We start from the raw sequence: 14,636 nt of genomic DNA on the forward strand, positions 1-14,636 counted from the left end.
GGTGGTTAGGGTAGGCTTCTGGGAAACTTATAGAGTATTATTCTGCGGATTAAATAATCGAAACTTAGAAGCAGTAGAATGGTTTTCCGAACACCGAGCACCGCGAACCGTGCACCGAAAATCAGGAAAGGTGGAAGCAATGTGCAGTTAATGGATCTCATAGAAAACAAGTATCGGATCATCTCGGTGGTGGGGATGGCGAAAAATGCTGGGAAGACCATGACCCTGAATGCCTTGATCGATGAAGCCATGGAGCGGGGGATTCGACTAGGCATTACCTCCACGGGAAGAGATGGGGAAAAACAGGATATTGTAACCTTTACCGAGAAACCACTGATCTATGTAGATGAGGGTACGTTGATTGCAACCACAGAAGAAACCATAAAGCATGCAGAAGCAAGACTGGAAATATTGGAGGTCACAGACCACCGAACTGCCATGGGCAGGATTGTCATCGTCCAGGCAAAGACCCCTGGCCATGTACAGGTTGCAGGACCGGGAACCAATAAGGAAATGAAAGAAATAGCAGATAGGCTGCTGGTCTTAGGTGCGGATCTTGTCATCGTGGACGGGGCCATTGATCGTGTTGCCGCAGCCTCTCCTGCTGTTTCCGAGGCTGCCCTGTTGGCAACGGGAGCTGTCTTGAGCAGAGATATGGGGCAGGTGGTTGAACGTACCATCCATCAAACCCAGATATTTTCCTTACCTAAGCTAGAGGACCTGCTGGTACAGCAAATCGCAGAACCAATCATAGAAGAAAAGGGTTTTTGCCTCATCAACCATGGGTATGAGACAGAAATCCTTGAAATAAAAACTGCCCTGGGCGGAGGTCGGATCATTGGAGGAGCGCTACAAGAGGACACCCAATACGTCATCATTGGAGGTTCCCTGGTGAGCAAAACCCTGAAGGATATTATGGAATGTACAAATCGGTATAAGCAAGTGGTTTTTGTGGTGAAGGATGCCACCAGAATTTTTATTGAACCGAGGGACTGGATGTATTTTATGAAAGCTGGGATAAAGATTCAGGTGATGGAGGAAATCCATACCCTGGCTGTCACGATCAATCCCTATGCGCCCCAGGGATACTTTTTTCAACCCCAGGAGTTTTTAGGAAAGATGCGGCAGTTTCTTAGTCCCATTCCAGTGTTCGATGTGGTGTTAGGTGGTGAATAAGGATGCTTTTGTCAGATCGCGTGTTGAAAAACTTAGAAATTGATTATATCTTTCATCGTTTGATGGTCTATACCCCCTATGGGGAAGCTTTGAAGAGGGGCATGCAGCCCTATATGTCCTGTGATCGAAAAGCGCTGGGGGAGGAGCTCGATCGAATAGAAACGGTCGTTGCCCTCATCGAAAAGGATCGTTATACCTTCGTGGAAATGCGAAGTGTATTTAAGCATGTGAAAGATCTAAGGGGCTCCTTTCAAAGAGCGGCGGAGGGAATTACCTTAAGCTTGGTGGAGCTTTTTGAAATCAAAACTTTTGTGGGAATGTTGGAGAAACTGGCTCATTATCAAGAAAAACTAAAGTGGAATTGGCCAGATCATCTGAAGGTTCACCCTATACCAGTTTTGAAACAACTTTTGGACCCTCAGGGAAGCGGAATCAATACCTTCTATATCTATGATGAGTATTCAGAAACGTTGAAAGACCTAAGAAGGCAAATGGGAGAAGTGGAAGCAGAAATCAACAAAGGGAAGCTTCAAAGCCGGGAACTGGTACAGAACCAGTTGAAGGTGAAGATTCGACCCAATGGAGAGCTGACGATCAATAAAAGCAATAAAGAGCTTATGCATCAGCTTGAAGGTTGTGAAGGCTTGGTCTACAGCTCTGAGACATATATGAACATCACCTATAAGGTGAAGACGGCTGGACAGATAGAAATATTGATGAAAAAGCTGGATGACTATAAGCTTCAGGAAGAGGAAGAAGAATTAAGGATTCGCCAGAAGCTGACGGCAGAGATCAACAACTATATGTCGGAAATTCATCACAATATCGATGCCGTCGGGGCTTTAGATTTGTTGGTAGGCAAAGCCTACCTAGCCATTGGCATGGACGGTATAAAGCCTATGCTCACAGAGGATGAAGTGATAGAAATTATTGAAGGAAGGCATTTGAAGGTTGAGGACTCCCTGACAAAGCAGGGAAAGGCCTTCACACCTATTACGGTGAAACTAGAAAATGGAGTTACCTGCATCACGGGGGCCAATATGGGAGGAAAGACCATTTCCCTAAAATTGATTGGATTGCTGACGGCCATGGCCCAATATGGATTGTTTGTACCTGCGAAAGAGATGCGTTTTTCTCCTAAGGAGTATATCTTCTTTTCTGTAGGAGATTTACAATCGGCGGATATGGGTCTCAGTACCTTTGGGGCGGAGATTATGGAAATAAAGGATATCCTTCAACGGACAGAGGAGAGCGGCTTGATACTGATTGATGAGCTAGCGAGGGGTACAAATCCTGCAGAAGGGTATGCCATCTCCAAGGTCATCATCCAATATCTAAAGGACAAATTGGCAACCACTATTATCACTACCCATTTTGATGGCTTAGCTGATACAGAGGGTATTGTACATCTTCAAGTAAGAGGATTAATAGACGTAGATTTCAACCTTTTAAAGCAGCAAATGGGAAATGAAGGAGAACTAGGGATTAACCTGGTGCATCAATATATGGATTATCGACTGGAAGTCATCAAAGACCAAAGAAAAATCCCACAAGATGCAATAAACATCGCAAGACTCATGGGATTACAGGAAGAAATACTGCAGGAAGCAGAAAGATATTTGGAGTAAAGAAACGGTGCACGGTATACGGTACACGGTGTCCCGGAGTGTCGCTTATAATGAATGGATGGTCTTATGCGAGCTTAAGGTAAGAACGAAAAGATTATTGTCAGAGTAAGCTTTACCCGGTGACCGTGAACCGCGGACCGCGAACCGATAATTTGGAGGGAAGAGGATGCAAAGTAAATTAAATTTAGATCAAGGGTTGATTGAGAAGGCGAGAGGCTCAGCCAGACGTATCGCTGAGGATACCCAGGCGTTTATTGACCGTCACACGACAGTGACGGTGGAGCGCGCGGTGGCAAGATTGTTGGGAATCGATGGGGTGGATGAGATCGAGAAACCTCTGCCAAATGTAGTTGTAGACAATATCAAGGAAGGCGGCGGCCTCGCCCAAGGTATTGCTTATTGGATAGGAAATGCCATGATTCATACAGGGAAAAGTCCCCAGGAAATCGCTGAGATGGTGGCATGTGGACAACTGGATTTAACAAAGGTGCCTGTGGCAGATTTCCATAAAATTCAAGAAGTGGTTACACCGATTGCGCAAAAGATGGTGGATCGGATTAAGGGTAATAGAAATGATCGAGAAGGGTTCCTAACGAATTTAGGAGAAGGACCAAAGCCTTATTTGTATGTGATCGTAGCCACCGGAAACATCTATGAAGATGTACTTCAAGCACAAGCTGCGGCAAGACAAGGTGCTGATGTCATCGCGGTTATCAGAACCACAGCGCAAAGTTTATTGGATTATGTGCCTTATGGACCAACCACGGAAGGTTTTGGCGGTACCTATGCTACCCAGGAAAACTTTAGAATCATGAGAAAAGCCTTAGATGAGGTAGGGCAAGAAGTGGGTCGATACATTCGACTATGTAACTACTGTTCAGGGCTTTGTATGCCAGAAATCGCTGCCATGGGTGCCATGGAAAGATTGGATGTCATGCTAAATGACGCATTATATGGTATTTTGTTCAGAGATATCAACATGCAGAGAACATTGGTAGACCAATACTTCTCTAGAATCATCAATGGCTATGCAGGGATCATCATCAACACAGGGGAGGACAACTACTTAACTACGGCTGATGCGGTAGAAGAAGCCCATACGGTGTTGGCTTCTCAGTTCATCAATGAGCAGTTTGCATTAAAAGCAGGAATTCCAGAAGAACAAATGGGATTGGGCCATGCCTTTGAAATCAATCCTGACATTGAAAATGGATTCTTACTCGAACTTGCACAGGCTCAGATGGCGAGGGAAATCTTTCCGAAGGCACCATTAAAATACATGCCCCCTACAAAGTTTAAGACGGGCAATATCTTCAAAGGCCATATCCAGGATGCATTGTTCAATATGATCTCTATCATGACAAATCAAGGGATTCAGTTATTGGGTATGCTGACAGAGGCCATCCATACACCGCTGCTTCAGGATAGAGCCCTTTCTATCGAGAATGCTAAGTATGTCTTTAACAATGCACGAGATTTCGGTGATGAAATCGAGTTTAAGAAGGATGGTATGATCCAAAGAAGAGCCCAAGAAGTAGTAAAAACTGCAGCAGATATGCTGGAGGAAATCGAGAAAGAGGGTCTGTTCTCCACCATTGAGCAAGGAAAATTTGCCGGGGTAAAGAGAGCCATGGACGGTGGAAAAGGCCTCCAGGGTGTTACCCAGAAGCATGAAAAATATATGAATCCATTCGTAGATTTGATGTTGGGAGGTGCAAGATAATGGCGATCCAAAAAGTAGATTTAACAAAGATCAAACCGTATGGAGATACCATGAATGACGGGATGGTACAGCTATCCTTTACCCTGCCTATACCATGGGGGGAAGAAGCCAAAGAAGCTGCCAGACGTCTTGCGCTGAAAATGGGATTAGAAGAGCCTGCTGTGGTTCATGCGGAGGATTTGGGTGTAGGTTATACCATGTTTGTCATGTACGGAAAATGTCAGCATACGGTGGACTATACAGCCATCGAGGTACCAAAGGTGGATGTGGAAGTCATGGACAAATATGAAGTAGAGCACTATATTGAGGACAACATTGGCCGTGATGTGGTGATTGTAGGTGCGTGTACAGGTACCGATGCCCATACTGTTGGGATCGATGCTATCATGAATATGAAAGGTTACGCGGGGCACTACGGACTGGAAAGATATAAGGGGATTAAGGCGTACAATCTAGGAAGTCAGGTTCCTAACGAGGAATTCGTGGCAAAAGCCATTGAGCTTAACGCCGATGCCCTGTTGGTATCCCAAGTGGTTACCCAGAAGGATGTTCATATTCCAAACTTAACCCAATTGGTAGAGCTTCTGGAAGCAGAAGGTATACGGGACAAAGTGGTTCTGGTTTGCGGCGGCCCTAGAGTAAACCATGAGCTAGCCAAAGAGCTTGGGTACGATGCAGGATTTGGCAGCGGTTCTTACGCTGAAGACGTGGCATCCTTTGTGGTTACAGAAATGACAAAAAGAAATTTAATCAAGAAATAGTCAAGAGGGAGATCAGTGATAATACTGATCTCTTTTTGATTCAATCATCCTATCACGGGCGGGGTGACCCCGCCCCTACCGACGAGTATTCACAACATTGAGTAGGGGCAGGGTCATCCTGTCCGAAATTTATGAAGAAAAGGATAGATATATGGGAAAATATGTTATAATATGGAATAAAACTAATTATTTTGAAAAGTTTTACAATTTTACAAGAAAGGTGGGATACATTGAAAAAAGGAATGATTATTATGATGTTTTGTTTTTTCATCATCCTTATCAGCCTATCTTATGGAGAGGAACCCACTGTGTATCAAGCGGTATATTATGATAACAAGGAGGGGATAAATCATTATCAGGATATCGTCGAAGCTTTAACCCATGTGGAAGAGAATGGTACCCTTTATGTGGATAAGCCTATCACCATCTCAACCCTTGGTGTGAAATCATTAAACATCAGGAAGTCCATGACAATTAGAGGATTAGGCAATCAGGAAAATAAAATCATTATTAAAAATAGAGGAATCGGCCCAGTATTTAATCTAGGAAATATTACATCTTTTCAATTAGAAAACATGAATATATCAGGAAATGATGTGGTGGTGGTGAAAGGTGCAGCCGATTACATCACGATCAAGGACTGTCAGTTCCTAAATTGTATACCTCTCTATACAACTGCCTCGAGACTTAAGGAAGTATTATTTGAATCAAATGAAGTGGTTGGGGGAAGCGTATACATTCAACCTTCTATTTATGGGGCGGAGGTTGTAGTAAGAAATAATATTTTTGATGTACCTGATACGGCAGTTTATGGATTTAATCTGGAAAACAGTAACGTGCTTATTGAAAACAATCATTTTAATGGAGTCAGTTTCAACATACATGATGGAGAAGGGGCTGCAGGATTGATTCAGAACAATACCTTTGAGAGGGACGGAAGAAAAATTCTAGTGAAGGAAGACAATCAGGATCTTCAATTCAAAAACAACTGGATCTATAAGAATACTGGTGAAGTATATTATAGAGGAAATGGATCATTAAGTTTTACTAGAAACTGGTGGGGAAACAAGGATGGTCCAGAAGAAGATATTTTTGATGGGAACATCGACTATGGCGATTGGGCCCTCTTTGAAGACTTTCGTAGATATGCTGAGGATCCATATACAATGGCAGATCTTCAAGATGCATATGATTATCTGGAGCAGGCTGTAGATAAAGATAACTGGATTTATGATATGGATAAAGATCAGCACATCAGTTTTTTAGATCTCATCGCCATCACCAGAAGGATTGCCGAATAGAAAGGGGGAGAAGGGGTGAGGAAAAGATGTATATTTAGTTTGAGTTTAGTTTTCTTTTTTCTCTATTTTTCTATAGTCTATGGCACAGGGCCTGGCCTTGAAATGAACATAAACCTGCAGGAAATGACAATCCATGAAACCTTCAATATTGAGATTACAGCAAAGGATATCGACGGAATTGCAGGCGGCGATATCCTTTTGTATTATGATCATGAGAAATTGAAACTCATTTCCAAAAAAATCGAATTACCAGATGAGGATATGGTGGATTTTCAAAGGTCCATCACCCGCATAGGGGATAGGCTTGGTGAAGTAAGGTTTGTTTTCGCATTGAAGAAGGACAAGCCGCTGCTGGAAGGGGCTGAACGGGCTCTGGGCACATTGTCCTTTGAAGCCATAGGGACTGGAGATGTAGAAATAACCTTGGCCCCAGCAAGTCAGTTGGTGAAAGAAAGCGTTATTGAAACAGGTATAGAGTATAGTTATATAAACCCATGGTTAGCACCACCAATGGAAATTCATATTGAATCATTACCCCAGGAAATACCTAACGAAGATCCTACCCCACCTCCCGTTGAAGAACCTGATGATGAATCTGATGAAGAACCAGGGGATCCTCCGAATGATGATGTTGACGAAGAACCTAACGATACACCCCCTGATGTTCCTAGGGATGAACCTGAGGATAACCCCAGTGGGGATCCCAATGATGATACATCAGACAAAGATGGCAGTTTACCGATAGGTTCTGTGGAAGACGATGAAGGTTTTCAAGATAACCCTGGGAATTATGGGGATAAAAATCAGCTGGATACCCTAGATATCCACAGCATTGTTCAAGAAGGATTAAAACTGTGCAGTCAGATTTATTGGCTAGATACCCCGCAAATGATACTAGAGATTACGATTCCATTTGAAGGAGAGGATCTAGATACAAATAGATTAGGGATTTATTATTTTCATGAGGAGAAGAAGAAGTGGATTTACTTAGGAGGAGAAATTCATGGAAACACTTTAACAGTAGGACCTATAAGTAAGAACATTAACTTTAATAGATTAGCAGTCCTAGAGGACAGGACATATCCTGCTTTCACTGATATAGCAGGTAAAGATATGGAGCTTGATTTGATAAAGATATTAACATTAGGAATCATGAGGGGATACGAAGATATAACATTAAGATTGGATGATGTCATGTCAAGGGAGGAATGGACTACTGCATGGATTCGTGCATTAGATGTGCCATTATCGGAAGATAATATGGCGTCTGGGTCTATGAACGTGCCCCCTTGGGCTCGAGACTATGTAAAAACGGCCGCAGAATTGTTAGAGGATGAATCTTTGATGGGGAATGGAAACCTTAGCCTAGAGGAAGCTGCAGCGGTATTGGAAAGCACTATGAAAAGGATACATGGGCCAGTAAAATTCACATTGCCAGAAGTTGAATCCGATGCACTGTTGACAAGAAGACAGGCGGTGAGTCTGTTAGCAGAGGCACTGAGGTATTTGAAGATATGAATATATTGATATTGTTGAAAACTTTATCCTAGAACAAATGTAGGGAGCGCCCCCTGTGGCGTTCCGTTGATAAGGCGGTGATATCGATGGAATTGTCACAAAGGAAATTACAACGACTGAAAAATTATGATTACAACCAAAACGGACTATATTTTATTACAATATGCACACAAAACCGTTTGCATTTGTTTGGAAGGATTGAGAATGCGTGGATGATTTTGAATAATGCAGGTAAAATGGTATTAGATAAATTTGAAGAAATTCCTGAATTTTATCCGGGTATTTCGATAGATAAATGTATTATTATGCCCAATCATTTACATGCAATTTTGAGAATACAACATGATGGAACGGCACAGGGGCCGCTCCCTACGATGAGGTTATCCGAGTATATACATCGTTTTAAAACTTTGACTACCAAACTATATATAGATGGGGTAAGAGATGGAAATTATCCGACATTCAATAAAAAAGTGTGGCAGCAATCTTATTATGATCGCATTATCCGTGATGAGACAGAGTATGAAAAAATATGGGAATATATCGATACTAATCCATTGAAATGGGAATTGGATAAGTACTATAGTGATAATGAATAAGCATAAAAGAATCACAAGCATAAAACTAGGAGGGACTTTTGGTCCCTCCTGGATTATTTCTTTACTGGAATTGTCAAACTGTTGTTTAGAAGAATGGCCACATCTCCCCTTGTCATGGGTTTACTGGGATCTAACTTTAAACCGTTGGTTAAGCCAATTTGCTCAGCTTTCTGAACAAAATTGTTGGGCCAATCCCCAGGGGCGACATCCTTTCCATGACCTAAGGCATTCACAAGAATCGTCAAAGCTTCCCCATAGGTGATGGTGTTGTCATGTTTAAATGTACCATCTTCATAGCCGTTGATCAGCTTGCTGTCGGAAGCAACGTTGATAAACCCAGTGGCCCAGTGATCCTTTGGTACATCCTTGAATTTTGTTGGGCCCTTACGGCTTGCAGCCAAAGCCTCTTTGCCCATCAGTTTGATAGACACGGTTGCAAACTCCGCTCGGGTAATTTTATCCTGAAAGCGCATGCTGCCATCAGGGTCACCAACCATGAGGCCCAAAGCCTTTAATTTAATACCCACGTCTTGGAGTTTGGGAGGTTCTGCTGCGGAGCTGATATGTAAGGTAAACATGAGCAAAACAATCGTTAAAAGTAAAGTTCGTTTCATTGTTGTAGTCATAGATTGCCTCCTTTTGTTTTCTTTGTCTCCATTATATCAGCAAATGATGACAGACATATTTCAATCCTATTACATTCTCTAGACAATCACGAAATACAACAAAAGATCTAGCCAGGGGGCTAGATCTTTTGTTGTATAAGGGTCAAGCGTATGTAGTGTATCTTTTAATATTCATCATAGTCAACGATTCGATTTTTGCTGTCGCTGTATTCGTAATAACCTATGCGATAGCCATCCTCATCATAAACGTAAACATCGATATCTTCGTTGTATTCGGAATCTATTTCTTCACAAATTTCTAAAATAAAGTCACGGAAATCGTAGCTGTCACGATTGCGCCATGTGCTGGAGGAACGGTAAAAATCTCCATCCATTCGGACCCGAATATCTCCGCTCGAGGATTGCGTTAAGGTATATTCGAACCGCATATTCACGTAATCATCCTTATAACGATAAAAATCATCTTCAAGATCATCCTCTAAGCGGCTAAGCGTTGTATTTGATGTAGATGAACTGCTGCTAGATCGTGGTTCTCGAAGCATGGACAATTCTAGTTCTTTTTGCTGTAATTGATATTTTAAATTGCTGATTTCTAAGTTTTTTCGATCGATATCATACTTAAGGGTATTTAAAGCTACACCATGATTGGCAGAGGAAGCTAAGGTCATAGTTTTGTTTGTATCATCCCACTGGATGGTATAACCCAACTGCGCTGCCACATCATTTAAGGAGACATAGGTATGATTGTTATAAATGAAGGGACTGGATGAGAAGTTTAACGCTTGTCCATCCACATTGACCTTGATATCATAAAACCAAGCTGTAATAGTCTGACTAATGGTTTTACCACTGATTAAGGATGGACTTAAGACAAGCATCAAAGTGATTAGAATAAAAATGAATCGTTTCTTTTTCATTTGTTCACCTCCGAATATTTTCCATTCTCGTAATCATATTGTAACACATAAAAAGGAGGATTTACAGCCAAAGTCACAGAAAGAGAAATATGGAGAAAAAGTACGAAAATTGTAGACGACAAGAGGTTGAATAATGACAAGGGACAATTGTAATGGTACCATTAAAAAGGACATGATGAAGAATAAAGAAAATCATGGAAATACCTATAAAAGATGAAATTTATGGGGAACCATGCCGATATCTATATTAGAATTCTATCTACATTTGGGGGGATTGTCTTGACAAAACGAATGATCATCTTTGTACTCATTTTTACACTGATAGCTTCTACAACGCCAATACAGAATGGATGGGCGGCTGTAGGTACTGTTGTCAATAAAGTAGACCTATTTACTACAGCTGAAACTGACCAAACGGGAGTGACCATTATAAAGGGACAGGAGAATGTGCCCTATACAATTGGGGTAATCAAATTCCCTGTGGCGCCAGGGTTTGTTTTACAGTCTTCAAGTCTGTTGAACAATATCAAGGTATATGCAGGTAGTGAGGATGAAACATATAAATTTGATATTGGTGTAACAAATGGATATTTGCAGTTTAAGCTTAAAACAGACGTGACCAATACATCTCCCTATCAACTGAGGAAGCACACATTATATCTGCTTTCCCTTCCAGAAGGGTTGTTCGCAAAGAATAATGGAGCAGATATAAGCTTTGGAGAAACGTTTAGCTTTGTCACCAACAATGGAGCAGCAGGGAGTGATATCTTAAAAAATACAGTACCCTATAATACACAAAACAGTGTAGACTATAAAAACGGTAAGGTCATCGCTACATTTATAGATAATGTAGCGTTTTGGGATGTTTCTCAGATCGGAAATTATATAACCATCTCAACGAAAAGTTTACTAAATAGCAGTAGTTCTTACATATCAGAGCCGTTAGATAACTTTAACATACAGATCATAGGAAACAGTTTAAACATTGATTCAAAGGATGGGAAATTTAAAGATTTAACAGCGTATCAAATAACCCTAAAAGAAAAAACTGTGTATTTAACCGCCAGCCCAGATGTTGATGGAAAAATATTCAATGATACGTTGAATCTAGGATTTGCCACCGACAATATTGTGGCAAGCACAAAACCATTAAATAACGGAACAAATGAAGGATTGGAGCCTGTCATTACCTTTCAATTCAAACAGCCTGTCATTGAACCAGCATTAGGGGCCATGAATCTTATCAAGCTTGAAGAGACAGTTTCTGGGGCAGCGGTTGCGGTTACACGCAGTTTGTCAGCGGATAAAAAAACACTGAGCATCGCTGTGCAAGAAGATGTGAATCAACCGGGATTAAAAAAGGATACAAGCTATCGCGTAACCATACCAGCCAACACCTTTACCTTAGATGGAACATCTATTGTGAACAAGGGAAGCATTATGTTAAATTTCCGGACAGGCAGCCTGGGAGATACACCTATGGCTTCAGCCTATGGATCTAATGAAAGCTTCACCGATGATATTCGGGATCTCAACCGTACACAATTGGGAGAGAGCGGCTACATATACATAAAGATGAATCGACCCATTCAATGGGATAAGGACTGGGATGGGGATACGAAGAAGACAGATCGAATCAATGGAGTAGAATTGTATAAAATGCCTGCGGTAGACCCGAATGATCCAGGGGCCAAGGCTTACGCTCAGAACGGCATTCAATACGACAAAAAGTTTTGGTATATGAACGATGGAGCTAATTTTAAGCTGGCTACTACTCCTGATGACGGAGCCACAGTGACTGCTTCTGTTTATTATAAGGAAAAAACAGCCATTGAAAGCATAGAGATTGTAGGTCAGAACAAGGATATTTTAAGAATAAAAGCCAAGTTTCCCCTAAATAGTCTAAATCAATATCAGCTCCGTATCAAAGGTGAAATGATTGAGGACCTGCATGGTGTGAATACATCGGCAGCTATAGATTTCTACTTTTGGACGAAGGGAAATGGGGAGACGAGTATTCCTTCCTGGGGATTTTCAGATTCAGCCCCATATACATCTCAAATCATAAGTACAACACCGTATATCAAGGAAAGAATTGTAGGAACCTCAAAATATTCTCCTAGCAACCCTATTTCCATAAGCTTTGGTGCAGAACTTATACCTGCAGCTTCAGAAGGAAAAATTGTGAGCAGTAGTTATCAGAATAACGCCCTTGGAAGGATTTTGCTGCGGCCTGTCAACTACACAGAGAATAAGGTAATCATCGGAACAACCTTGATGGATGCGAGTCCACTCGATGTAGATACAACGGTACAATTTACGGTGGCACCAGAGCTGAATCCAACGTCAAGTCCGGTATCTTGGATTACGAAAAATGGAAACGTTGCTACTGTTGATGGCAGCGGTCGGGTGAAAGGAATCAGCAAAGGACAAACGCAGCTGGTGGCCTTAGATAACAAAGGGAATATATTGGCAACAGTTAACCTCACAGTGAAGCAAGGGGACGTTCATATAGGAAAAGTAAAAATTATTTATGAAGTAACGAGCGGTGGAAAGCAAACACTATTACGTCTTTACCCGAATCAAGGGTTGACCAGCGGCAAGAGCTATAAACTGTTCATCCCTGGAGATGTTTTTCAAACCAGAGGAAAAACATACACACCACCGAGGGAAATTGAATTCGTAGTGGCGGGTGATATCAGTGAGAACCCAGTCATTGAATCCATTGACAATGGAACAGCATCCATTGGGGAACTGCTGAATACGTCAGAACATGTATTTTACATAAAAGGTTATAATTTTGAAGAAAACATTAAAGAAGTTCGGCTGGTACCTTCTAAAGGCGGTGCAGATATTGTCATAGGGAAGGCATACATTACATACCTAGGGGCAGATCAAATAAAGGTTAGCATCAAAGGTGCCGCTAAGACGGCCCTTGTGAATCAGGCCAGTGGAGATGAATATCAAGTGGTGGTGCATTTCGATGGAAGCCAAGCACCAGCCACGTCGCCTGGAGGCGTAGGTTTTAAGACTTTAGCCATGGGCTCGCCCAATGTGATTGCCCAGTATCCAGTCCACGATGGAACCTATAATGAACAAAGCTTTGTACATGGGGTGAGTGACAGCTTCACCAGTGGAAAGTATTTCTTGAGAATCACCTTCAGCGACCCGAATGGCACCTTGAATTTCAACGGGCTAACTGGGTTAGTCAATATCATGAATTCAAGTGTGGTGTCCCTAGGGAGTCAAGTTTCCATGATTGACACGGATTTCATCAATCAAATTCGAGAAATGGGTGATTACAATCGGGATAGTGCCATCAGTAAGTATTTGCTTGTGAAAAACAGCAGTTCCAAGGAAGCAATACTTTATATCCCTGTAAAGCCATTAAGATCCCAAACCACGTACCAAGTCATTCTGCGGCCAGAAATTGTGGGGAATAGTGCAGGATATAGCACAGAGCTCCAGTATTTATTTCATACAAACAGCATGCCATATATAGGGAAAGTAGACATTGGAAGTGTGCCGCAAAACTATGATATCAACGAACCTATTATACTCAAGGGTGATTTCTTTGATAGCAATACCACCAAGGTGTATTTCAATGAGATTTCAGCATACAGCGTTAGTGTGAAAGAGGAAATGAAAACCGATGGAACCAAGGAAAAATATCTGGAAGTGTATCTGCCAAGGGGAAGCAGTAAGCTTTCACCAGGGATCTATAACATCAAAATCTCCAGCGGCAGCAGCAATGAAAATATTGAATACGGCGCCTTTAGTGTGGTAAGCGGTGGGAATAAAGACAGCGTTCCTAATGAAGACTTTCGCTTCAAGCAAGAAGTACGGCAAGGGGATATAAAAGGAGAAATCAAGGTAAGTCAGGATACGCTATACTTGAATTCTCGTTATACCGATGACAGCGCCTTGCGACTAGATTTAGATGACTTGATGGGGCAGGAGGTATGGATAAGGAAAATCAGCTATAAAGGAGACAAAAGAGATGTTATTGGTATCTTAGAAACAAAATCTAAGTGGGCAAACATCACCCTTTATGGATTGACCCTAGACCCCAATGGACAGGATGATACCATCAGCATTGCACTAGGTAGAACCTCCACCAGCATGATTCAATCCATACAGAAAAAATTAAAAGGAAGTGTCAAATCAGACTTTATACAGGTAACGGGTGAGAACTTTAAGACATCCAGCATCAGCATATCTATTCCATTTAAGAACGCCGATGGGAAGAAGCTAAAAGTCTATAGATATGATGAAAACACAAGAGGCTTTTATGAAATAAATGCAGCAGTAGATGTAGTAAACGGTGTAGTGAAGATAGCAAGTAATGAACCAGGTATTTTCGTGGCTGTAGAATAGGATAAGGCGG

Annotated in this window: 10 protein-coding genes; 8 read left to right on the top strand and 2 right to left on the bottom strand. The window is 41.7% G+C overall.

All coding sequences use genetic code 11. From position 1 onward, the window contains the following. Positions 1-150: 150 nt before the first annotated feature. From K0R93_RS02450 to K0R93_RS02480, 7 genes are all read left to right on the top strand, one after another. Positions 151-1,176, top strand: a complete 1,026-nt coding sequence (locus tag K0R93_RS02450; protein WP_300297391.1) for a hypothetical protein — start codon at positions 151-153, stop codon at positions 1,174-1,176. A 2-nt stretch (positions 1,177-1,178) separates the two neighbouring features. Further along, entirely contained in the window at positions 1,179-2,804 is a 1,626-nt protein-coding gene (locus K0R93_RS02455) for a MutS-related protein (RefSeq protein WP_300297064.1), read from the top strand. 166 nt (positions 2,805-2,970) lie between these two features. Then, entirely contained in the window at positions 2,971-4,527 is a 1,557-nt protein-coding gene (locus K0R93_RS02460; protein WP_300297067.1) for a lysine 5,6-aminomutase subunit alpha, read from the top strand. Then, positions 4,527-5,288, top strand: coding sequence for an OAM dimerization domain-containing protein (locus K0R93_RS02465; protein ID WP_300297070.1), 762 nt, complete (start codon positions 4,527-4,529; stop codon positions 5,286-5,288). Before K0R93_RS02460 ends, K0R93_RS02465 begins: the two co-directional genes overlap by 1 nt. A gap of 230 nt (positions 5,289-5,518) precedes the next feature. Further along, complete coding sequence (locus K0R93_RS02470; RefSeq protein ID WP_300297073.1) at positions 5,519-6,589, top strand: right-handed parallel beta-helix repeat-containing protein; 1,071 nt, start codon at positions 5,519-5,521, stop codon at positions 6,587-6,589. Between the two features lie 15 nt (positions 6,590-6,604). Further along, positions 6,605-8,107, top strand: coding sequence for an S-layer homology domain-containing protein (locus K0R93_RS02475; protein ID WP_300297076.1), 1,503 nt, complete (start codon positions 6,605-6,607; stop codon positions 8,105-8,107). Positions 8,108-8,193: 86 nt separating this feature from the next. Beyond that, complete coding sequence (locus tag K0R93_RS02480) at positions 8,194-8,706, top strand: transposase (protein WP_300297079.1); 513 nt, start codon at positions 8,194-8,196, stop codon at positions 8,704-8,706. A gap of 53 nt (positions 8,707-8,759) precedes the next feature. On the opposite strand, the gene K0R93_RS02485 is transcribed toward K0R93_RS02480, so the two are convergent. Together K0R93_RS02485 and K0R93_RS02490 are read right to left on the bottom strand one after the other, a co-directional pair. After that, positions 8,760-9,332, bottom strand: a complete 573-nt coding sequence (locus tag K0R93_RS02485; RefSeq protein WP_300297082.1) for an S-layer homology domain-containing protein — start codon at positions 9,330-9,332, stop codon at positions 8,760-8,762. Positions 9,333-9,496: 164 nt separating this feature from the next. Continuing rightward, positions 9,497-10,249 carry a stalk domain-containing protein gene (locus K0R93_RS02490; RefSeq protein ID WP_300297085.1) on the bottom strand — a complete coding sequence of 251 codons (753 nt, stop codon included), beginning with the start codon at positions 10,247-10,249 and terminating at the stop codon, positions 9,497-9,499. Positions 10,250-10,528: 279 nt separating this feature from the next. Between K0R93_RS02490 and K0R93_RS02495 the strand changes: the two genes are divergently transcribed. Beyond that, the gene (locus tag K0R93_RS02495) at positions 10,529-14,626 is read left to right on the top strand and encodes an Ig-like domain-containing protein (RefSeq protein ID WP_300297088.1); all 4,098 of its coding nucleotides are present in this window, start codon (positions 10,529-10,531) and stop codon (positions 14,624-14,626) included. Positions 14,627-14,636 lie beyond the last annotated feature (10 nt).

The sequence above is a fragment of the Anaerosolibacter sp. genome, assembly GCF_029240175.1.
Classification (GTDB): domain Bacteria; phylum Bacillota; class Clostridia; order Peptostreptococcales; family Thermotaleaceae; genus Anaerosolibacter.